The 20,024-nt window shown below is 65.4% G+C and carries 18 protein-coding genes and 3 tRNA genes; 16 read left to right on the top strand and 5 right to left on the bottom strand.

Going from position 1 to position 20,024, the window contains the following annotated elements; genetic code table 11:
• Nucleotides 1-67 precede the first annotated feature (67 nt).
• Both V9L17_RS13385 and V9L17_RS13390 read left to right on the top strand, forming a co-directional pair.
• The gene (locus V9L17_RS13385; protein ID WP_337351791.1) at nucleotides 68-1,114 is read left to right on the top strand and encodes an ABC transporter ATP-binding protein; all 1,047 of its coding nucleotides are present in this window, start codon (nucleotides 68-70) and stop codon (nucleotides 1,112-1,114) included.
• A gap of 103 nt (nucleotides 1,115-1,217) precedes the next feature.
• Nucleotides 1,218-2,024: an ABC transporter permease gene (locus tag V9L17_RS13390; RefSeq protein WP_337351964.1), complete on the top strand. Its 807-nt coding sequence runs from the start codon at nucleotides 1,218-1,220 to the stop codon at nucleotides 2,022-2,024.
• Nucleotides 2,025-2,087: 63 nt separating this feature from the next.
• On the opposite strand, the gene V9L17_RS13395 is transcribed toward V9L17_RS13390, so the two are convergent.
• Complete coding sequence (locus V9L17_RS13395) at nucleotides 2,088-3,548, bottom strand: C40 family peptidase (protein ID WP_337351792.1); 1,461 nt, start codon at nucleotides 3,546-3,548, stop codon at nucleotides 2,088-2,090.
• 283 nt (nucleotides 3,549-3,831) lie between these two features.
• On the opposite strand from V9L17_RS13395, the gene V9L17_RS13400 reads away from it, so the two are divergent.
• The 3 genes from V9L17_RS13400 to V9L17_RS13410 are packed head-to-tail and all read left to right on the top strand — an operon-like array spanning nucleotide 3,832 to nucleotide 6,165.
• The gene (locus V9L17_RS13400; protein ID WP_337347099.1) at nucleotides 3,832-4,743 is read left to right on the top strand and encodes a TIGR04222 domain-containing membrane protein; all 912 of its coding nucleotides are present in this window, start codon (nucleotides 3,832-3,834) and stop codon (nucleotides 4,741-4,743) included.
• Nucleotides 4,706-5,635 carry a DUF692 domain-containing protein gene (locus V9L17_RS13405; protein WP_337351793.1) on the top strand — a complete coding sequence of 310 codons (930 nt, stop codon included), beginning with the start codon at nucleotides 4,706-4,708 and terminating at the stop codon, nucleotides 5,633-5,635. Before V9L17_RS13400 ends, V9L17_RS13405 begins: the two co-directional genes overlap by 38 nt.
• Nucleotides 5,635-6,165: a hypothetical protein gene (locus V9L17_RS13410; protein ID WP_337351794.1), complete on the top strand. Its 531-nt coding sequence runs from the start codon at nucleotides 5,635-5,637 to the stop codon at nucleotides 6,163-6,165. Before V9L17_RS13405 ends, V9L17_RS13410 begins: the two co-directional genes overlap by 1 nt.
• Before the next feature lie 93 nt (nucleotides 6,166-6,258).
• Here V9L17_RS13410 and V9L17_RS13415 read toward each other — a convergent pair whose 3' ends face one another.
• From V9L17_RS13415 to V9L17_RS13425, 3 genes are read right to left on the bottom strand one after another with little or no spacing between them, the layout of a single operon-like run.
• Nucleotides 6,259-7,179, bottom strand: coding sequence for a cation diffusion facilitator family transporter (locus tag V9L17_RS13415; RefSeq protein ID WP_337351795.1), 921 nt, complete (start codon nucleotides 7,177-7,179; stop codon nucleotides 6,259-6,261).
• Between the two features lie 41 nt (nucleotides 7,180-7,220).
• A complete protein-coding gene (locus V9L17_RS13420; protein ID WP_337347095.1) occupies nucleotides 7,221-7,649 on the bottom strand; it encodes a metallopeptidase family protein in 429 nt (142 codons plus the stop codon).
• 23 nt (nucleotides 7,650-7,672) lie between these two features.
• Nucleotides 7,673-8,641 (bottom strand): DMT family transporter, encoded by a 969-nt coding sequence (locus V9L17_RS13425; RefSeq protein ID WP_337351796.1) that lies wholly within the window; start codon nucleotides 8,639-8,641, stop codon nucleotides 7,673-7,675.
• A 117-nt stretch (nucleotides 8,642-8,758) separates the two neighbouring features.
• Here V9L17_RS13425 and V9L17_RS13430 point away from each other — a divergent pair, with 117 nt between their 5' ends.
• On the top strand, nucleotides 8,759-9,454 hold the full coding sequence (locus V9L17_RS13430; protein ID WP_337351797.1) for a DsbA family protein: 696 nt from the start codon (nucleotides 8,759-8,761) through the stop codon (nucleotides 9,452-9,454).
• A gap of 15 nt (nucleotides 9,455-9,469) precedes the next feature.
• On the opposite strand, the gene V9L17_RS13435 is transcribed toward V9L17_RS13430, so the two are convergent.
• Nucleotides 9,470-10,492, bottom strand: coding sequence for a PHP domain-containing protein (locus V9L17_RS13435; RefSeq protein ID WP_337351798.1), 1,023 nt, complete (start codon nucleotides 10,490-10,492; stop codon nucleotides 9,470-9,472).
• Nucleotides 10,493-10,661: 169 nt separating this feature from the next.
• On the opposite strand from V9L17_RS13435, the gene V9L17_RS13440 reads away from it, so the two are divergent.
• From V9L17_RS13440 to V9L17_RS13485, 10 genes are all read left to right on the top strand, one after another.
• Nucleotides 10,662-10,734, top strand: a tRNA-Glu gene (locus tag V9L17_RS13440).
• 92 nt (nucleotides 10,735-10,826) lie between these two features.
• A tRNA-Asp gene (locus tag V9L17_RS13445) sits at nucleotides 10,827-10,900 on the top strand.
• A gap of 48 nt (nucleotides 10,901-10,948) precedes the next feature.
• A tRNA-Phe gene (locus tag V9L17_RS13450) sits at nucleotides 10,949-11,024 on the top strand.
• A 289-nt stretch (nucleotides 11,025-11,313) separates the two neighbouring features.
• A complete protein-coding gene (locus V9L17_RS13455) occupies nucleotides 11,314-12,420 on the top strand; it encodes a LacI family DNA-binding transcriptional regulator (protein ID WP_337351799.1) in 1,107 nt (368 codons plus the stop codon).
• A gap of 78 nt (nucleotides 12,421-12,498) precedes the next feature.
• Nucleotides 12,499-14,172 (top strand): ABC transporter substrate-binding protein, encoded by a 1,674-nt coding sequence (locus tag V9L17_RS13460; RefSeq protein ID WP_337351800.1) that lies wholly within the window; start codon nucleotides 12,499-12,501, stop codon nucleotides 14,170-14,172.
• A gap of 105 nt (nucleotides 14,173-14,277) precedes the next feature.
• Nucleotides 14,278-15,255, top strand: coding sequence for an ABC transporter permease (locus V9L17_RS13465; RefSeq protein ID WP_337347047.1), 978 nt, complete (start codon nucleotides 14,278-14,280; stop codon nucleotides 15,253-15,255).
• An 83-nt stretch (nucleotides 15,256-15,338) separates the two neighbouring features.
• The gene (locus V9L17_RS13470) at nucleotides 15,339-16,268 is read left to right on the top strand and encodes an ABC transporter permease (RefSeq protein WP_337347125.1); all 930 of its coding nucleotides are present in this window, start codon (nucleotides 15,339-15,341) and stop codon (nucleotides 16,266-16,268) included.
• Entirely contained in the window at nucleotides 16,265-17,227 is a 963-nt protein-coding gene (locus V9L17_RS13475; protein WP_337351801.1) for an ABC transporter ATP-binding protein, read from the top strand. Before V9L17_RS13470 ends, V9L17_RS13475 begins: the two co-directional genes overlap by 4 nt.
• Complete coding sequence (locus V9L17_RS13480; RefSeq protein ID WP_337351802.1) at nucleotides 17,224-18,276, top strand: ABC transporter ATP-binding protein; 1,053 nt, start codon at nucleotides 17,224-17,226, stop codon at nucleotides 18,274-18,276. The genes V9L17_RS13475 and V9L17_RS13480 overlap by 4 nt, the downstream gene beginning before the upstream one ends.
• On the top strand, nucleotides 18,273-19,835 hold the full coding sequence (locus V9L17_RS13485) for a glycoside hydrolase family 32 protein (protein WP_337351803.1): 1,563 nt from the start codon (nucleotides 18,273-18,275) through the stop codon (nucleotides 19,833-19,835). The genes V9L17_RS13480 and V9L17_RS13485 overlap by 4 nt, the downstream gene beginning before the upstream one ends.
• Nucleotides 19,836-20,024 lie beyond the last annotated feature (189 nt).

A 20,024-nucleotide genomic window follows, 5' to 3' on the forward strand; every position in this document is an offset into this window, starting at 1 on the left:
CGCTGAGGGCGGCACCGCAACAGGGGCAGGGACAACCGGGGCGGGGGCCGGAAAAGGCACAGCCGGGTTGACCATCGAAACGCAGGGCCTGACCAAGCGGTTCGGCCACCAGGTCGCAGTCGACGGCGTCAATCTGGCGGTGCCCCAAGGTTCAGTGTTTGGTTTCCTGGGGCCGAACGGTTCCGGAAAAACCACCACCATCCGCATGATGCTCGGCCTCGCGGCGGCGTCGGCCGGCACCGTCAGCGTCCTGGGGCTCGACATGCCGAACCGGCTTCATGAAGTCCTGCCGCGGGTGGGAGCCCTCGTGGAGGGGCCGGCGTTTTATCCGTTCCTGTCCGGGGCCGCGAACCTGCACCGGCTGGACGCCGCGAGCCGCCACGCGCGCCCTGCCACGCGCAGGGCCCGGGTGGGTGAGGCGCTGGAGCGGGTTGGCCTGTCACATGCTGCCGGCAAACGGGTCCATGCCTACTCGCTCGGCATGAAGCAGCGCCTCGGGATAGCGAACGCCCTGCTGTCCCCGCGCGAACTCCTGGTTTTGGACGAGCCCACCAACGGGCTGGACCCGCAGGGCACCCGGGAAGTGCGGAACCTGGTCCGCTCGCTGGCCGCCGACGGCGCCACCGTGTTCGTTTCCAGCCACCTCCTGGCCGAAGTGGAACAAATTTGTACGCACGCCGCCATAATGAGTACCGGCCGCCTCGTTGCCCAGGGCCCGCTCTCGGAACTTCGGCAGGCTGGCGAAGCCAGGATCCGCCTGTTAACGCCCGACGCCGGGACCGCCTTTGGTGTCCTGGCTCGGCTGGGGATGACTCCCGTGGCTGGCAGCCCCGAAGCCGACGGGGAGGTGGTCACCGCAACGACGGCGGTCACGGCAGGCCGAACGTTCACGGCAGGGCCCGGTGGTGACGGGCCCGGTGCAGAAGTGTCCGGTGCAGAAGTGTCCGGCGCAGAAGTGTCCGGTGCTGAGTTGTCCGGTGCGCTGGCACCGGAGGAGATCGTTGCCCGGCTGGTGGAGGCCGGGGTGCGGGTGCGCGGATTTTCGGTTGAGCGCGAGAGCCTCGAAGACCGTTTCGTGGCGCTGACGGGGGAGGGGTTTGACGTTGCCCAGTAGCGTGCCCGGCGAGTTGCCCAACAGGCTGCCGCGGCGACAGTCCGGCCGTCAGGTCCGCGGAGTCTCCGAAGGCCTCACCGCACCGGACCGCGCCGCGTCCAGCATCCCACTCCTGGGTTCCGAACTGGGTGTCCTCTTCAGGCGCCGCCGAACCTGGGCCCTGCTCCTGGCGCTGGCCGCGATTCCGGTGCTGATCGCCGTCGCGGTCCGGATCTCATCCAGCGTCCCGGCGGGCCGGGGGCCCGCCTTCCTGGACCGGATTGCCCAGAACGGACTCTTTGTGGCGGTCACCGCGATGCTGGTGTCCGTCCCGTTGTTCCTTCCCCTCACCGTGGGGGTGGTTGCCGGGGATACCATCGCCGGGGAGGCGAGCCTGGGTACGCTCCGGTACTTGCTGGTGGCACCGGCTGGCCGAGTGAGGCTTTTGCTGGTGAAGTATGCCGGCGCGCTGGCTTTTTGCCTGGCGGCGCCTGTCACGGTTGCGTTGGCTGGGGCAGCCATTGGTGCGTCGCTGTTTCCCATTGGGCCGGTCACCCTGCTGTCCGGCGACGTGGTCCAGCCGCCGGAAGCTGCCCTCCGCCTGGTACTGATCGCGGCATACCTGGCGGTGTCGCTGGCAGGGCTGTCAGCGATCGGCCTTTTCCTGTCCACGCTGACTGTTGTCCCGGTGGGGGCGATGGCCGCCACAGTGGTCCTGTCAGTGGTGTCCCAGGTCCTGGACCAGTTGCCCCAGCTGGAATGGCTGCATCCATGGCTGTTCAGCCATTACTGGCTTGGATTTGGGGACCTGCTGCGGCAGCCGGTGCTGTGGGATTCCTTTGCCAGCAATGCGCTGCTGCAGGCAGGCTACGTGGCCGTGTTCGGCGCGCTCGCCTACGGCAGGTTCGTCACCAAGGACGTCCTGTCCTGAGGTTCGCTGCCCAGTGTGCCAATCCGGTGCGGCCAGCACATGTCGCGTCAGTCACCCGTGGCGTCAGTAGCGGGCTGCGTACGGGTACAACTGCATGGCGGCCATACTGCTCAGTGAGGTGACGCCGATCCCTTCCTGCGGGTTGAGCGCCTGCACCACCTGGCCGTTTCCGAGGTAGATGGCTACGTGATAGAAGTTCGGCGCGGAGCCCCACACGAGCAGGTCACCGCGCTGGGCCTGCGAAATCGGGACATGGACCGGCGCCGAAGCGTACTGCTGCGCGGCCGTGCGTGGGAGGTACTTGCCGGCCGCGGCGAAAGACGTCTGGACCAGGCCTGAGCAGTCAAAGCCGTACGGGCCGGTGCCGCCCCACTGGTAGTAGAACGGTGCACCAACCTTGGTCATGGCCACCGAGATGGCGGTTTCGTTGGAGCCGCCTTGTGAGGGCGCTGGTGCTGGGGCGGGCGCTGGGGCGGGCGCTGGTGCGGGAGCAGGTGCCGGCGCTGGAGCGGGCGCTGGTGCTGGTGCGGGAGCAGGTGCCGGCGCTGGAGCTGGAGCGGGCGCCGGCGCTGCGGGCGCTGGAGCAGGTGCGGGCGCTGCGGGTGCGGCCGGTATGTTGCCTGCTGAGGCCTGTCGGGCAGGAGCCTGCTCAGCCGCAGCCTGTTCGGCGGCAGCCCGGTCGGCCTCGGCGCTGAGGGCAGCGAGCCTTGCCTCCTCACGCTGCCGGTCCAGTGCGTCAACCCGGGCCGATTCGAGGGCCACCGTAGTGTTTCGCAACTGGGCAAGCTGGTCCACCAGGACCGTCCGCTGTGCGGCTGCATCGGCCACAGTCTTGGCTTGGGCGGCGTTGGCCTGCTCGGCCTCGGTCTTGCGGGCCTCGGCGTTCCGGGCTGCATCGTCTGCTGCCCTGTTGGCGTCCTGGGCCGCTTCCGTCAGCGACGTGGCCGCCGACGCCGCGTTCGCCGCGGATTCGAACGCACGGCTCCGGCTTGCCGAGATGGCTTCAAGGGTCGCAGCCTGCCCCAGGACGTCCCCGCCGCCCGTGACGAACGTGGTAAGGGCAGGGTTCATGCCGCCGTTGCGGTAGAGGTCCCCGGCCAGTTGCCCCACCTGCTTGCGGGTCTTGTCTTGCTCCAGCCCTGCGGACTTCGCCCGGGCGGTGGCGGCTTCGGCGGTTGCTTGCCGCGACTGAAGTTCCACGAGCGCGTCGCTGTAGGTGTTGTTTGCCTGCATCGCTGCGGCGAAGGTGACCGCCTGGGCACGGGCGGCGTCGGCCAGGAGGCGCTCAATGGCGGTGACCTGGTCCGCCGTCGCGCTTTCACTGGCTTTTGCCGCAGCGATGTCTTCAGGAGAGGGGACCTCCGGCGTTCCCGGCACCCGGGCAGCCGGCAACGCGGCTGCGGGCAGCGCAACCGTATGGGCCGGCAGTGCAGGGACAGCATGGGCCGGAGCCGGGATGCCTGCAAGAAGTACGACGGCGAGGCCAAGCAGGGCGGTCTTCGGACCGGATCCGGGTGAAGCCATTCGCAGAACCTCGCAGCATCGTTGGGCTGGGGAGCGAGGCCTGGTGGACGGCACTCAGTGCCCCTCTGCCGATCCCTCAGCATTCAGAGGCTACGTGAGCCATTGCACTTTGGCAACACTGGTCACATCAATAACATAAACAACAAGCGGGGCCTGCGAGTGCATTTCGTGGCGGCGTGTCGTGGATGATGCCGGTTGTCCACATGGGGAGTTCACGCCATGTCCTACCGCGGCACCGGGACCGTAGCATTGGTGGCAGGACGAGTAACGGGGGGAACTGGGCATGGAACCGACATGGGGAATCGAGGGTCCTGACTTTTTGGGGTGGTACCTGACGGCGGGGTGTTTGCTGGCAGCGTCCGTCTTTCTGCTTCGGCTGTTCACCGGCGGGCTTCTTCCCCTCTACCGGAAGGTCGATCCGCATACCCTCGCGCCGCTGGACCTGGCCTACCTTAGCGGCGGTCCGTTCCATGCTGTCTCCGTCAGCCATTGGGTCTGGACCCACCAAAGCAGCGGGCAGCCTTCAACGGAGGAACGCCGCTTCCTGGACGCCAACTGGCAAGACCCCCTGCTCCAGGCTGTCGCCGGGACGGCCAGGTACCCCGGGTCCACGCCCAAATCATGCATGGCAGAGGCGTCTGTCCAGGGCCAGCTTCGCGACCGCCACCGGCGTCTTGCCCGGCTCGGGCTGGTCCGCGGCCGCGGGGTGATGCTCGTCCTGAAGGCCCTGAAATGGGCCATCATGCTGCTTTTGGCGCTGGGAGTGGTGCGCATCATCGCCGGCATGCTCAACGGCCGGGACTTCGTCAACCTGGTGGGCGCAGTCATGGCAGGCATTTTCGCCTTTGTTGTCCTCACGGCGAAGATCCCCGCCATCACCCAGCCGGGGATCCAAGTTCTCCGTGAACTGCGGCGGGAGAACCAGGACCTCCGGCCGGACAAGACGGCCGGTTACGCCGGTGTTGCCCCCTTCCGGCTTGCACTGGGGGCGGCGCTCTTTGGCGCCGCCGGCCTGTGGACGGCCGCGCCCGCCTACGCTTCGGCCATGGGCGTTCCCGCCGCCGGGGCTGGTGCCAGCGGCGGAACGTACTATGGGGATCCGGTCTCTACGTCTTCATCCTCATCGTCGGGCAGCGGCGGCAGCTCCTCCTGCAGCGGTGGCGGAAGCTGCGGCGGCGGCGGTTGTGGTGGGTAGCGGTGGCCTGCTTTCGCCTGGCCTGGGCATTGGCTGGCGGTCGGGGCTGGCCGGACCCATTGCGCGCCTGACCGGCCTTTCCTTTGCCGAGGTAGTGGCCGAAAACCTGCACGATCATGGCCACGGCATTGACGTCCCGGCACCCCTGCAGGAGCTGATCGACGGTGGCCTGACCGCCGTCGCACACGGAATCTCGCTGTCCCTTGGGTCAGCCGCCGAGGTGGACCAGACCCGGCTCGCGCACCTGAGGTCGGCGGGCGAAGCAATCAATGCCCCCCTTGTCAGTGAACACATTGCCTTTGTTCGGTCCGGCGGCGAGGTCCCTGCCGGCGCACCGCACGCAGACCTCCTCGAAGCCGGACACCTGCTTCCCGTACCGCGGAACCAGGACTCACTGCTCGTGCTGGCCGCGAATGTCCGCCAGGCGCAAGCCGGCCTTGGCGTTCCGCTGGCCCTCGAGCCCATCGCGGCGCTGGCGGAATGGCCGGATAACTCCATGACCGAAGGCCGGTTCCTGTCAGAGTTGCTGGACCGCACCAGTGCGCTCCTGGTGCTCGATGTGGCCAACGTCTACGCCAACGCTGTCAACAATGGGCGCGAGCCTTTGGCCGCACTCCTTGAATTTCCGCTCGAGCGGATTGCCTACTGCCACATTGCCGGGGGACAGGTGCTGGATGGGCTCTACCAGGACACCCACCAGGAACCGGTGCCCGTGGAAGTGCTGGAGCTGGCCGCAGAACTCGTTCGCGTGGCAGGTCCGCTGCCGCTGATGTTGGAGCGCGACGGCAACTTCCCGCCCGAACCGGCCTTCTTCGCCGAGTTGGACTCGATTGCGGATGCCGCGGGCATGCCACGCGTCACGCCTGGGGCTGCAGCACGGGGCGCCGGCTGATGGGACCGGCGGAATCCACGACAGGCAGCGCTCCCGACGCCGAACCCGGGCTGTCCGTGGCACGTTCCGTGCTTGCCGCGCGGCAACAGGAGCTGGTGGCCGCGCTGGTGGCCCACGGTCCTGTTCCCGACGGATTTGATCCCCAACGGTTGGCCGCTGTCAGGCTGGGCCTGGCCAGGAAACGGCTCGGCGGCATCGGGCAGCATTTTCCGGCACTGGCGGCCGAAGTCCGCTCAGACCCCACGCTTTGGGAGCTGTATTTCAACTGGCATCTTTCGCACCCGCCCCGGCCGCGGGTTGGCTCCTTTGCCGACGGCGCCGCGCTGGTTGATTTCCTGGATCATGAAGGCCGGCTGCCCAAAGCGGCTACCCGTGAAGCATTGATGCTGCGGATGGACACCTCGCCTGCGCCGGACGGCCGCCGGATCCCGGCCCGCTGGTTCGGTGTCAGGCAGGTGCGGGTGGGTTCAGGACGCTGGTGGGCTGCCGGAAGCCACCGTCGCTGGGTCTGGGTTCGCGGCCCCCGCTGACCATCTGCACAGGCCCCGTCTGTCCATGAGCCGTGTGTTTTCCTGGATCGCGATGCCGTCTGCCACCGGCCCGGGCCGCGCGCCGCCGGGAAGCTAGGCGTGCTGCTGCGACTCGTGCTCCGAATGGCTGGCAGGTTCAAGTTGGAACGTGCAGTGCTCGGTATCGAAGTGGGAACCAAGGCATGTGGTCAGCTTGTCCAGCAGTTGGTCCGCGCCGCGGGCGTTGAGAACCCCGTCCTCCACCACAACGTGCGCCGAAAATACCGGCACCCCCGAGGTGATGGTCCAGATGTGGATGTCGTGGACGTCGGACACGCCGTCAACCGAAAGAATGTGCTCGCGGATCATTTTCACCTCAACCCCTTTCGGGGTTGCTTCAAGGAGGACATCCACCACGTCACGCAGCAGGGTCCATGCTCGGGGCAGGATCATCAGGGCGATCACCACTGAGGCTATGGTGTCCGCGGCTTGATAGCCGGTGAGCAGGATGACCACTGCCGCGACGATGACGGCGATGGACCCGAGCAGGTCCCCGAGCACCTCCAGGTAGGCGCCCCGGACGTTCAGGCTTTCCTTGTGCCCACCTTGCAGGATCACCAGGGACACCACGTTGGCCACCATGCCCAGGATTGCAGCGAAGAGCATGATTCCGGTTTGGACCTCGGGCGTCGATCCAATACGCCTGATGGCTTCGGAGAAGATGACGACGGAAATCACAATCAGGATCAGGGCATTTGCCAGCGCTGCCAGGACTTCGGCGCGCTGGTAGCCATAGGTCCGCTGGTCGCTCGCGGGGCGGCCCGCAATCCAGGCGGCCAGCAGCGCGATAGTCACCCCTGCCGCGTCAGAGAGCATGTGGCCGGCATCTGCCAGCAGCGCCAGCGATCCGGACAGGGCCGCACCCACCACCTGGACCATCACCACAGCCAACGTTATGGCCAAGACAGCAATCAGCCGTTTGCGGTGCCGGCCTGTTGCGGTCATCCCGTGCGAATGGTGGTGGTCGTGTCCCATGCCTACAAGGCTAGTCCGTGGGCTACTCAAACATGGGACCGCTAATCCCACCCGAGTTCATGCAGCCGCTCGTCGTCGATGCCGAAGTGGTGGGCAATTTCGTGGATGACGGTCACAGCCACCTCTTCGACCACCTCGTCGCGCGACTCACAGATGTCCAGGATGGGCTGGCGGAAGATCGTGATCCGGTCCGGCAGGGAACCGGCGTCCCACCAGGAGTCGCGCTCCGTCAGGGGGACTCCCTCGTAGAGTCCCAGCAGGACAGTGTCCGGATCCTCATCGGGCCCGGGAACGTAGTCGTCGTCGATGAAGACCGCCACGTTGTCCATGGCCTGGGCGATCTTGGGCGGGATCCGGTTCAGGGCGTCGCTGACCGCTGACTCAAATTCGTCGTCGGACATTGAGAACGGAGGGGTCTCCTGCGGGCCGTCCGGGATGATGGGAAGTCCGGGCGGGAGGTGTGCGGGCATACTCCGACTCTAGCGGGAAACCCCTAGGCAGCGTTGCGGGGTCCGCGGGACCGGCGCCTCGTGAGGCCCACGCCCACCAGGCAGACCACGCCTCCCACGAGCCCCCAGATCGTGGGGATTTCGCTGAGCACCAACCACGAGATTAGGATCGTGGCCCCCGGCACCAGGTAGGTAGTGGCGGCGAGTTTGCCGGCGTCGATCAGCGACAGCGCATACGCCCAGGTGGTGAAGGCGATGGCTGTGGGGAAAACGCCCAGGTAGAGCAGCCCCAGGGTTGCCGGAAGCGGGGCAGACTGCAGCTCTGAGACGAGCTGCCCGGTGAACGGCAGGCAGCAAGCGGCTCCCACCAGGATTCCGAACAACGTGGCCTGGCCGGCCGGGAATTTCCGGAGCACCGGCTTCTGGATGATGACGCTGACGGCGGCGAGCACGGCGGCCAGGAGGCAGAGCAGCACTCCCGCAACGTCCGTCGTCGGACCGTCCCCTGAACCCGAACCTGAACCCGAGCCAAACGCGATCAGCGCCACGCCGCAGAACGCCACGAGACTGCCGATAATCAGCCACCGCGGGAAGCCTTCCTTGAGGAAGACGCCGGCGAGAACGGCAATGAGAATGGGAGAGACGTTGATCAGCATGGCGCTGGTGCCGGCGTCCAGCAGGTGCTCGGCGGCGTTCAGGGCAACGTTGTAGCCGCCGAACCACATCACGCCGTAGGCCAGGATCGGCCACCACTCCCGCCCTTGCGGCAGCTTCCTGGACTTCAGCAGCTGCGGCAGCACCACGGCGCCAAGCACGACGGCGGCAACCGCCAGCCTGCCCAGCGTCAGGGAGCCGGGGGAAAATGTGGGGCCGATCGCCCGGATGCCCACGAACGCCGACGCCCAAAGCACCACGGTGACGGCCACGGCCGCGATGCCGAGGGCGTTGATGCGGCTGGGGGAGGCAGAAGGCGTCGCTGAGGTCTCAGAGTTGGTGCGGGAGGTGGTTGCCATGCTGCCCAATCTAGCCGCGTCACGATAACCGCGGCTGGCGGAAATCGGCCACGTCTAGTCGAGTTCCTGCCAAAGGCGCGCGCGGGGATGGCTGGGGCCTCGATTAGGATGCGTTTCATGGTCTCAGCTGCAACATCGTCGCCGGACACCGCTAAGCGAATACGCCTTGTCATCTGGATCCTGCTGGCCGTCATCGTGGTTGGAGGCGCGGCCTGGTACGCGGTGATGACAACGAACAAGCCGTCGCAGGATCCGCCGGTGGCCGGCAACGGGGAGGCCGGCAGCGAACAGCTTGTCCGGACTGACAGCCACCGGCTCACCACTCCGGCCGTGGAAAAGGCGCAGCTCGTGGAGTTCCTGGACTTCGAGTGCGAGGCCTGCCGCTCCATCCATCCCTTTGTGGAAGAACTCAAAGAGGAATTCGGCGACAGGATCACCTTCGTCAACCGGTACTTTCCCTTGTCATCGCACCCGAACTCAGGACAAGCTGCCCTCGCAGTTGAAGCCGCGGCACAGCAGGGCAAGTTCGCAGCGATGCAGGCCAAGTTGTTCGAAACCCAGGACCAGTGGCATGGAAACCCCGAATCCCAGGCGCCCCATTTCAGGACGTTCGCCGCGGAACTGGGACTGGACCTGGCCGCATTCGATGCCGCCGTCGCGGACGACAAAACCAAGCAACGCATCCGGGCTGACATCACGGACGGAATTGCCTTGGGCGTGACCGGTACGCCCACGTTTTTCCTCGACGGCGAAAAACTCGCCCTTAGCACCAAGCAGGAGTTCCGGCAGAAACTTGCCGACGCCGTGAAGTAGCGGAGTGGCTGCCTTTCAGGCCGTCCGGGCCCACTCCAGAACCCGGTCCAGCGGCCAGGTGGTAATGATGCGCTCGGCTGGAACGCCGTTGCTGGCCGCCCGAGCCGCGCCGTACTGCAGGAAGTCCAGCTGCCCGGGGGCGTGCGCGTCGCTGTCAATGGAGAACAGGCAACCGGCGTCGAGGGCGAGCTGGATCAGGTCGTCCGGCGGATCCTGCCGCTCCGGCCGCGAGTTGATCTCCACGGCCACGTTGTTTTCTGCACAAGCGGCGAACACCTTCTTGGCGTCGAACTCTGACTGCGGACGTGTCCCGCGCGATCCTTCCACCAGGCGGCCGGTGCAGTGGCCCAACACGTTCGTGTGTGGATCGCGGATGCCCGCCAGCATGCGCCGGGTCATGGTGCTCCGGTCCGACCGCAGTTTTGAATGGACACTGGCCACCACAATGTCCAGCCGGTCCAGCATTTCGGGAGCCTGGTCCAGCTCACCATTCTCCAGGATGTCCACCTCGATTCCGGCGAGGAGGGTGAAGCCGTTTTTGCCCGTGCCGGCGTTGATCGCGGCCACCACGTCGAGTTGCTCAGTGAGGCGTTCAGCACTGAGCCCGTTGGCAACCTTGAGGTTGGGGGAGTGGTCAGTGAGCGCCAGGTACTCCCGACCCAGCACCTGCGCGGCCTCCGCCATCAGCGAGATGGGGGATCCGCCGTCGGACCAGTCGCTGTGGCTGTGGAGATCACCGCGGAGGGATGAGAGAAGTTCGTTGCCGCCCTGCGCCAGCGTTCCTGTGCTGCGCTGGCGCAGGTCCTCCAGGTAGTCCGGCACTTCGCCATTCACGGCCTGGCGGATCACTTCGTACGTCCGGTCGCCGATTCCCTTCATGCGCTTGAGCCTGCCATCGTGCGCCCGCGCTTCCAGTTCGGCGGGCTCCAGGTCAGCGATGATTCCCGCTGCCTTCCGGAAAGCTTGGACCTTGAACGTGGCGGCGCGTTCGCGCTCCAGCCAGAAAGCAATTTCGTTGAGCGCGGCGACGGCATCCATCTGTACATCTTCGCCTCTTCCGGGTGCTTTGGTCAGGTGTGCGGGGGCCGATTTTGGATTATCCCGGCTGAGGCCCTATAGTTTTAGAGTCCAGTTCGGAGGAACTGCGAAGGACAAAGACTGACAGCCTCGGCTCGAAGCCTTTTCTTTTTGCTCCGAACGGGTTCTGGCCCCCATCGTCTAGCGGCCTAGGACACCGCCCTTTCACGGCGGCGGCACGGGTTCGAATCCCGTTGGGGGTACGCAAGGAACTGGTCAAGCAGGCATAAAAAGTCTGGTAGGCTGGAAGCCTTGAAAAAACGCGGTAGCGATACTGCGGAAGCAAGAAATGCAAGGCCCTGTAGCGCAGTTGGTTAGCGCGCCGCCCTGTCACGGCGGAGGTCGCGGGTTCAAGTCCCGTCAGGGTCGCTCTGATTGCCAGAAGAAATTCCGGCGGTCATGGTGACATGTCACCTAGGCTCTGTAGCTCAGTTGGTAGAGCGTTCGACTGAAAATCGAAAGGTCACCGGATCGACGCCGGTCGGAGCCACCACTGGGAAGCATCAGTTCTTCGGAACTGGTGCTTTTCTTCTTTAACGGCTGCGCTCCTTGGTGGCGCCACGGCCCCGAGTACTCGCTCCCCGCAGCTTCTCCCCGACGCTTGGACAATTCCCCCTGGAGTTTCAAGGGGATTAGTCCGTCTCGAGGGGAGTGGCCAAATTAGCCGTTGACATGACCCAACTAACGCGCGTAACCTAAATCACACGGCGCAAGTAACGCGCGTTAGTAACTCAAGTTGCCGGTCAATAGGCCGGCCCCAGACAGAAATTCCGGAGCATTCAATGGCGAACAGCACCCCACCCGCACCCGCTGCGGAGGCAGGCGCAGCCAGGCGAACGACGACGGCGGTCCCCATCAACCGCGGTGTCACCATGGCGGACGTCGCCAAGGCCGCCGGAGTGTCCCGAACCGCCGTTTCCTTCGTCCTCAGCAACCGGGAAAACTCCAGCATCTCCGAAGACACCAAGCACCGCATCCTCGAAGCTGTCCAGACACTGGGCTACCGGCCCAACGCCGGCGCGCGGGCCCTGGCTTCGCAGCGGAGCGACTGGTACGGACTGGTGACTGAGATCGTCACGGCACCCTTCGCCGTCGACATCATCAAAGGCGCCCAGGACCAGGCCTGGCTGGACCGCAGGTTCCTGCTCATCGCCCCCTCCGACCAGGCCGATGCCGTAGGACCCAACCAGGGCATGGAAGATGCCGCCGTTGAAAAGCTGCTGGAACAAAGAGTGGAAGGGCTTCTCTACGCGGCTACCTACCACAGGGCCGTGCACGTTCCCCAAAGCGCCCACGAGGTGCCCACCGTCCTCATCAACTGCTTCGACGCGGATGGAAAGCTGCCCTCGATCGTCCCGGACGAACGCGCCGGCGGCCGCGTCGCCGTCGAACGTTTGCTCCGGGCCGGCCACTCCAGGATCGGTGTCATCAACCTGGATCCTGACATCCCCGCCGCTGTCGGGCGCTTGGAGGGATGCCGCGAAGCACTCGCCGAAGCAGGGTTGGAACTCGATCCTGAACTCATCGTGTCGGGCCACGCGACGGCAGATGGCGGCTACGAGGCCGCCTGCGAAATCCTTGACAAATTTGAAGCGGGGGCAGGCAGGCCAACTGCCCTGTTCTGCCTCAACGACCGGATGGCCATGGGCGCCTATGACGCCATTAAGGAGCGCGGGCTCGCCATCCCCCAAGACATCGCCGTGATCGGCTTCGACAACCAGGAACTCATTGCGGCCTACCTTAGGCCAAAACTGACCACGGTTGCGTTGCCCTTCGAGGAGATGGGTGCGCTGGGTGTCCAGACACTCGCAAGCCTTACAGCAGGACAGCCGATCACTGCACATCAGCAAATGGTCGACTGTCCGCTGCTAGAACGCTATTCAGTCTGACGGCAAATCAACTACTGAACAGCAAACCCCAACCACACCTTCACCTTCAGCGATGAAGAGAGGAAAGAGAACTCCATCATGACACAACAGCGATTCCTCCGGCCTGCCCGGATCACGGCGGCCACCCTGGCAATAGGTGCCCTCCTGCTCACGGGCTGCTCGGCCAACCAGGGCAGTACAGGCGCCAGCGGCGGCTCGTCCGAGAGCGCCTTACTCACTATCCCGCGTGAGGACATGGGCACGTTCGTCCAGAACTTCAACCCGTTCGCACCCACGCTGAACCCCATGGTGCAGCAGTCGATCTACGAGTCCCTGCTGATCTTCAACCCGGCCAATGGCGAAACCACTCCGTGGCTCGCCACGGAGTGGCAAGCCACGGAGGACGGCAAGTCCATCACCTTCACACTGCGCGACGGTGTGAAGTGGTCCGACGGGCAGCCGCTGGTGGCCGAGGACATCGCTTACACTTTCGAACTCCAAAAGAAGATCAAGGGCGGCTACGACTACCTCGAAAACGTGGCCCCTGAGGGCACCAACAAGGTGAAGTTCAACTTCAGCAAACCGTGGTCACCGGCCCTCTACGACCTGGGCCAGCTCACTATCCTGCCCAAGCACATCTGGTCCGCGCTGGCCGATCCGGAGAAGGACGCCAACGCCAAACCGGTCGGCACCGGCCCCTACACGGAGGTGGATAGCTTCCAGGCCCAGTCCTTCGTGCTGAAGAAGAACCCCAACTACTGGCAGCCGGAAAAGCAGAAAATCGCCGGCATCAAGATGCTCGCCTTCGCGGGGAACGACGGCGCCAACCTCGCCGCCGCGAACGGCGACGTGGACTGGGCCCCGCAGTACATGCCCAACATCGAGAAGACCTTCGTTTCGAAGGACCCCGAACACCGCCAGTACTGGTTCCCGGCCACGGGCGCGATGATCAACTGGCAGCTGAATACCGCCAAGGCACCCTTCAACGACGTTGACGTCCGCAAGGCACTCAGCATGGCCGTGGACCGCGACCAGGTGACCAAGATCGGCATGAGCGGCTACGCCAAACCGGCCGACTGCACGGGTCTTTCCGGCAACTATGAAAAGTGGAAGAGCGCCGACGTCAAGGACAGCTGCACCTGGACCAAACTGGACGTGGACGCTGCCAACGCGGTGCTGGACAAAGCCGGCTACGCCAAGGGAGCCGACGGCAAACGCACGCTGAAAGACGGCAAGCCTTTCGAGTTCAAGATCTCCGTAGGAGCTTCCTCGTCCGACTGGCTGTCGGTGGCCAACGTCATTTCCCAGAACCTGGCTGAGATCGGCGTGACGGCCAAGGTTGATTCCCCGGACTGGGCCGCGGTGGTAGCCAGCTATGAGACGGGGGACTTCGACTCGGGCATCGTGTGGAGCGCCAACGATCCCAGCCCTTACAAGTACTTCAACACCTCCATGGGCACCGCAACGGTCAAGCCGGTGGGGACCAAAACCTTCGACAACTACCACCGCTTCGGGGACGCCGAGGCAGACGCGCTGCTGGCCGAGTTCGCGGCGGAGGCCGACGAGTCCAAGCAGAAGGACATCGCCGTCAAACTCCAGGAGGAGTACAACGACGCCGCGCCATTGGTGCCACTGTTTTCCGGACCGGTCTGGGGCGCCTTCAACGACACCCGTTTCACCGGCTGGCCCACGGAGGACAACCCGTACGCGACGCTCTCGGAACGTTCACCTACCACGGTCCTGGTCCTGACCTCGCTGGAACCGCGCAAGTAAGCGCGTACAAAACCGCGTACCTCCAAGAGGCCCGCGCTGCTCCTATCAACGCAGCAGCGCGGGCCCGCCATCAAACTTTCCGCAATTCCCGAATGGAGGGAAACCGTGCGCTTTATCCTGCGCCGCCTGGGTTTCTACCTGATTGCCTTCTGGGTGTCCATCACCCTGAATTTCCTGCTCCCGCGCTTTATGCCCGGCGATCCCGTCTCCCGGATGTTCGCCCGGACCCAGGACCGGATGCAGCCTGAACAGATCGAGCAGCTGCGAAAGCTGCTCGGCGTGGACGACCGGCCCCTCTGGGAGCAGTACATCGGCTACCTCCAGAACATGCTGACCGGACAGATGGGCGTTTCCATCTCCCGCTTCCCGGCCCCTGTCACCGAGGTGATCGGCTCACAGGTGGGCTGGACGCTCCTGCTGGGCGGAACCGCGCTGGTGATTGCCGCCGTCGTGGGTAACCTGCTGGGGATCCTGGCCGCGTGGCGGCGCGGGGGAGCTGTTGACTCGGCACTTCCGCCGCTACTGATCTTCATTGGATCCTTTCCCTACTTCTGGCTCGCCATGGGCGCCCTTTACCTGTTCGGCGTCACGCTGGGCTGGTTCCCGATCCGGCACGCCTTCAGCGACACCATCACCCCGGGCTTCAGCTGGGAGTTTGTGTCCGACGTCGGCATGCACCTGGTGCTTCCGGCCCTCACTATTGTGCTGGTCTCCCTTGGCGGCTGGATGCTGGGCATGCGCAACACCATGATCGCCACCAACGCGGAGGACTACATCACCATGGCCGAGGCGAAGGGCCTGCGTCCGGGCCGGATCATGTTCCGCTACGCCGCCCGCAACGCCATGCTGCCATCCGTCACAGCCTTTGGCATGAGCCTGGGCTTCGTCGTGGGCGGGGCACTCCTGACAGAGGTGGTGTTCGCCTACCCCGGCGTCGGCTACCAGCTCCTGGCCGCCGTACAGGGCCTGGACTATCCGCTCATGCAGGGCCTGTTCCTGACCATCACGGCCGCCGTGCTGCTGGCCAATTTCCTGGTGGACATCCTCTACGTCCGCCTCGACCCGCGCGTGCGCAGCAACTAGGACTGATCATGACCACTTCCATCGCAAACACCGCTTCCAGCCTGCCGGGCGAGACCCGCGCGGCGGATCCGCTGACCGGCAAAATGCCCGACGGCGGCACCGGACTTCCGTCCGGTGGCTCGGCCCGCAGGCCCAACCAGGGCCTGCTCCACGGCCTGCTGACCAACAAAAAGGCCATGACCGGCGCTGCCATCCTGCTGGTGTTCATCGCCCTGGCGCTCCTGGCACCGGTGCTTTACCCGGATAACCCCTCCAAGATCACCGGAATGGCGTCCCAGGAACCGGACGCTGAGTTCTGGCTCGGGACCACTGCGAAGGGCCAGGACGTCCTGGCACTCACTATCCACGGTGCCCGCAGTTCCCTTTTTGTGGGCCTGACAGTGGGGTTCGCCTCCACGTTTATCGGCATCCTGGTGGGTCTCGCTTCGGCGTACTTCGGCAAGTTCATCGACGAAGCCCTGTCCCTGACCACCAACGTCTTCCTCCTGCTGCCAGGCCTGCCATTGCTGGTGATCCTGGCCGCGTTCCTTCCCCCCGGGCTTGGCACCGTCATCCTGGTCCTGGTGGTCACCGGCTGGGCCGGCTCCGCCCGGGTGTTGCGTTCGCAGGCGCTGTCCATCCGGTCCAAGGACTTCGTGGCGGCGGCTGTGGTCACGGGTGAGCGGCCGCTGCGGATCATGTTCGGAGAGATCCTGCCCAACATGGCCTCGATCGTGATGGGCACACTCCTGGCGTGCATCATCTACGGCATCGGCGCGCAGGCCGGCCTCGAATTCCTCGGGCTGGGTGACGTCAGCACTGTCTCCTGGGGAAACAACCTCTACTGGGCGGGAAATGAAGGGGCCCTGCTGACGGGCAGTTGGTGGGTTTTTGTCCCATCGGGCCTGTGCATCGCCCTGGTGGCGTTCTCGCTGGCGCTGATTAACTACGCGGTGGACGAGGTTACCAACCCCCGCTTGCGGAAAATCAAGAAAACCAAGCCCCTCCCCACCGGAAAGCGAGCAGCGGAATGACCGTTTCCCAGACCTCCCTTGGCTCGTCCCTGCCCGTCCTGGAAATCAAGGACCTCACCGTTAAGTACCGCAGCGACACCAGGTCCATTACCGCTGTCGACCGCGTCTCCTTCAGCATTGGCGCCGGTGAAATCTTCGGCCTGGCCGGCGAATCCGGCTGCGGCAAGTCCACCATCGCCAACACCATCATGCGGTTGCTGCGCGACCCCGCGGAGATCGCCGGCGGAAGCATCCGCTTTGGCGGCAGGGACGTACTGGCCATGGGCAAGGAGGAGTTGCGCCGTTTCCGCTGGCAGGACGTGGCCATGGTTTTCCAGTCGGCGATGAACTCGCTGAACCCGGTGATGACTATCGGCGACCAGATCGTGGATATCTACACCACCCACGCTGGCTATTCGCGTCAGGAGTCCCTGCGGAGGGCTGCCGAACTCCTGGAACTGGTCCGGATCGACCCGGCACGGCTGAAGGCGTACCCGCACCAGCTTTCGGGCGGGATGCGCCAGCGCGCGGTCATCGCGATGGCTGTGGCGCTGAAGCCCTCGCTCCTGATCCTTGACGAGCCCACCACGGCCCTGGACGTAGTGGTGCAGCAGGAGATCATGGCCCAGATCAAGGACCTGCAGCACCAGTTGGGTTTCTCCGTCCTGTTCATTACGCACGACATGTCCCTCATGGTGGAGCTATCGCACCGGATGGCGGTGATGTACGGAGGCAGGATCGTTGAAACGGCCAAGGCCAAGGACATCCACTCGGCCCCGCGCCACCCGTACACCCAAGCCCTCATGGGAGCCTTCCCACCGCTGACAGGGCCGCGGGTGCCGCTGACCGGCCTGGCCGACGGCGTGAAGTTCAGCAACATCGCAGACCTCCAGGAAGAGGCGCCGGGACATTTCGTGGCCCCGGTTTCCCCGGACCGGATTGCCCAGAACCAGCCTGCCCTCGAAGGAGCACACCCGTGAGCAAGCACAGTGACACACCAGCCCCGGAGGTCCCAGCCCTTGAGGTAAGAGGCCTGTCCAAGGATTTCCACAGCGGAGGCTTGTTCTCCCATGCCACGGTGCGTGCCCTCGGCGGGGTGGACCTCAGCATCGGCAGGGGCGAAATCGTGGCCCTGGTGGGGGAGTCAGGCTCAGGAAAGAGTACCCTCGCCCGGTGCATTGCGCGGCTGGAAAAGCCGAGTGCCGGGCAGGTCCTCCTGGACGGAACGGACGTCCTAAAGCGGGACCGGTTCCAGGCGTCCAAGGAGTACCGGTCACGGGTACAAATGGTGTTCCAGGATCCGTTCGGCTCGCTCAACCCGGTCCACCGGATCGAACATTTCCTCACACGTTCCTTGACCCTTCACCGTAAGGCCGGGACGCCCGCGGGGCTTCAGACCCGGTTGGAGGAGCTGATGACCACGGTGGGGCTTACGCCGGACATGCTCAATTCCTACCCGCACGAACTCTCCGGCGGCCAGCGCCAGAGGGTGGCCATCGCACGGGCACTGGCGGTCGAACCCGACGTAATCCTCGCCGACGAGCCCACCTCTATGCTGGATGTCTCGGTCCGGATCGGCATCCTCAACCTGCTGCGCGGACTCCGTGACCGGCAGGGCATCTCCATGCTGTACATCACCCACGACCTCGCCTCCGCGCGTTATCTCGCGGATCGCATCGCCGTGATGTTTGCCGGTGAACTGGTGGAGGAAGGCGAGTCCCTGGATTTGCTGGCGAATCCGGCGCACCCCTACACCCGGCTGCTGGTATCGGCAGTTCCGGACCCTGCCCGCACCGGATCCTACGATCCATCCGCCCGGGCGGCGCTTCGGGCGGCGGTGATGGAACCGGCGTCGTGCGAGTACGACGGCGACCCGCAGCAGCGGTGTTCAGCCTCCACGCCGGTGCGGCACCAGGTGGGCGATCCCGCCAATCGGCATTGGGTCCGATGCCACCTGTACCGGCCGACGGCCGCCGCAGCGGGCCACGCCCTGGCAACCGAACCCCTGGATGAAGTGGTTTCCGCATGACCGGCCTGTCCCACCCCCTTGCCATCGTGCCGCAGGACGAACTCGTGGCACGAGCCGAGGCGGATCCGCACAGGCCCCGCTTCCACTTTGTTTCGCCGGCGGGCTGGCTCAACGATCCCAACGGGGTGAGCCAATGGAACGGCACCTACCACCTCTTCTACCAATACAACCCCGAGGGCGCCTTCCACCACCGCATCCTCTGGGGCCATGCCACCAGTCCGGACCTGGTCAACTGGACGGACAAACCGGTGGCCCTGGAACCCTCCGATGGGCCGGACGCTGACGGCTGCTGGTCCGGGGTGCTCGTGAACGACGGCGGCACGCCCACCCTGGTGTATTCAGGCCGCCTGGGCGAACGTGAACTTCCCTGTGTGGCCGTCGGCTCACCTGACCTGCTCAGCTGGACCAAAGCCCCGGAAAACCCGGTGATTTCCGGCGCTCCCACCGGAGTGGACATCACCGCGTACCGGGACCATTGCGTGTGGCGTGAAGGCTCCGGCTGGCGCCAGCTGGTGGGCTCGGGCATCCGCGGCCGGGGCGGGACGGCCTTCCTCTATGAGTCCCATGACCTCCGGAGCTGGAACTACATTGGGCCGCTGTTCATCGGCGACGCCTTCGCCGGCGACCCCGCGGCCACGGACTGGGAAGGCACGATGTGGGAATGCGTGGACCTGTTCCGCGCGGGTCCCGGGGTGCTTGGAGATGCTGCAGGGCCGCTGGTGGAGGGGAATGCAGGACCTGACGTACTCGTCTTTTCCGCATGGGACGACGGCGACACGCGGCACCCGCTGTACTGGACCGGACGCTACGCGGGAGACTCGTACAGCCCCTGGCAGCTGCGCCGGCTGGATTATGGCGGCCGGTACTTCTACGCCCCCCAGTCGTTCGCTGACGATGGGGGCCGCCGCGTGATGTTCGGGTGGCTGCAGGAGGGCCGGACGGATGGGGCCATGGTGGAGGCGGGCTGGTCCGGCGTGATGAGCCTGCCGCGGGTGGCCACTTTGGACGCCCAGGGGGAACTGGCGTTTGCGCCTGTGGCGGAGATCGAGTCACTTCGGCGGGACCACGTGCGGATCGGTCCGAGGGAGGTGGCCGGCAGCGAGGTCCTGGCCGGGGTTGGCGGGAACCAACTGGACCTGGAGCTTGACCTTGACGTGGAAACGGGGAGCGTTTTCCGGCTCGGGATACTGGGCTCGGCTGCCTGTCCCGGTGGTGCCGGGACCGAGGAAACGGTTATCGAAATCCGGCGCCATGCCGGGATCAGTGGGGATTCGTTCCTCGCCTTGGACCGCTCCCGCAGCAGCCTGGACCTGTCGGTGGACAGTGAGGAAAAGTCCGGTCCGGTAACCCTGCCCGGTGGAAGGCTCCGGCTCCGCGTCCTGGTGGATCGCTCGGCCGTGGAGATCTTCGCGAATGGCAAACCTTTGACCGCCCGGGTGTATCCGACGCTCGGCGGGACCGACGTGCGCCTGTCCGCCGAGGGAGCGGTCCGCCTTCGGCAGTTGGATGCCTGGCGGATGGAAGGGATCTTCAGCGGCCCGCGTCCGCTTTTCCCCTGACGCGCACTCCCCCCGGCCACACTCGGAACTTTGAGTGAACCTGGGGTGGCCGCGGCGTGACATTTCCCACGGTTGAGTATTTCGGACGAAACATTTGACTCGGCCAAACCGTTATGGCACGCGCGCGGTTGGTAGATGTAAGCGCTTGCATAAAATGTCTGACATGTGGGATTTGGGTGATGAAACACG

The organism is Pseudarthrobacter sp. CCNWLW207 (assembly GCF_037203945.1).
Classification (GTDB): Bacteria; Actinomycetota; Actinomycetes; order Actinomycetales; family Micrococcaceae; genus Arthrobacter.

What these genes read in the sequence shown, in the direction of transcription:
- V9L17_RS13395 (WP_337351792.1), bottom strand. Translation starts at nt 3,548, where the DNA reads ATGGCTTCACCCGGATCCGGTCCGAAGACCGCCCTGCTTGGCCTCGCC.
- V9L17_RS13400 (WP_337347099.1), top strand. Translation starts at nt 3,832, where the DNA reads ATGGAACCGACATGGGGAATCGAGGGTCCTGACTTTTTGGGGTGGTAC.
- V9L17_RS13410 (WP_337351794.1), top strand. Translation starts at nt 5,635, where the DNA reads ATGGGACCGGCGGAATCCACGACAGGCAGCGCTCCCGACGCCGAACCC.
- V9L17_RS13415 (WP_337351795.1), bottom strand. Translation starts at nt 7,179, where the DNA reads ATGGGACACGACCACCACCATTCGCACGGGATGACCGCAACAGGCCGG.
- V9L17_RS13420 (WP_337347095.1), bottom strand. Translation starts at nt 7,649, where the DNA reads ATGCCCGCACACCTCCCGCCCGGACTTCCCATCATCCCGGACGGCCCG.
- V9L17_RS13425 (WP_337351796.1), bottom strand. Translation starts at nt 8,641, where the DNA reads ATGGCAACCACCTCCCGCACCAACTCTGAGACCTCAGCGACGCCTTCT.
- V9L17_RS13430 (WP_337351797.1), top strand. Translation starts at nt 8,759, where the DNA reads ATGGTCTCAGCTGCAACATCGTCGCCGGACACCGCTAAGCGAATACGC.
- V9L17_RS13435 (WP_337351798.1), bottom strand. Translation starts at nt 10,492, where the DNA reads ATGGATGCCGTCGCCGCGCTCAACGAAATTGCTTTCTGGCTGGAGCGC.
- V9L17_RS13455 (WP_337351799.1), top strand. Translation starts at nt 11,314, where the DNA reads ATGGCGAACAGCACCCCACCCGCACCCGCTGCGGAGGCAGGCGCAGCC.
- V9L17_RS13460 (WP_337351800.1), top strand. Translation starts at nt 12,499, where the DNA reads ATGACACAACAGCGATTCCTCCGGCCTGCCCGGATCACGGCGGCCACC.
- V9L17_RS13470 (WP_337347125.1), top strand. Translation starts at nt 15,339, where the DNA reads ATGCCCGACGGCGGCACCGGACTTCCGTCCGGTGGCTCGGCCCGCAGG.
- V9L17_RS13475 (WP_337351801.1), top strand. Translation starts at nt 16,265, where the DNA reads ATGACCGTTTCCCAGACCTCCCTTGGCTCGTCCCTGCCCGTCCTGGAA.
- V9L17_RS13485 (WP_337351803.1), top strand. Translation starts at nt 18,273, where the DNA reads ATGACCGGCCTGTCCCACCCCCTTGCCATCGTGCCGCAGGACGAACTC.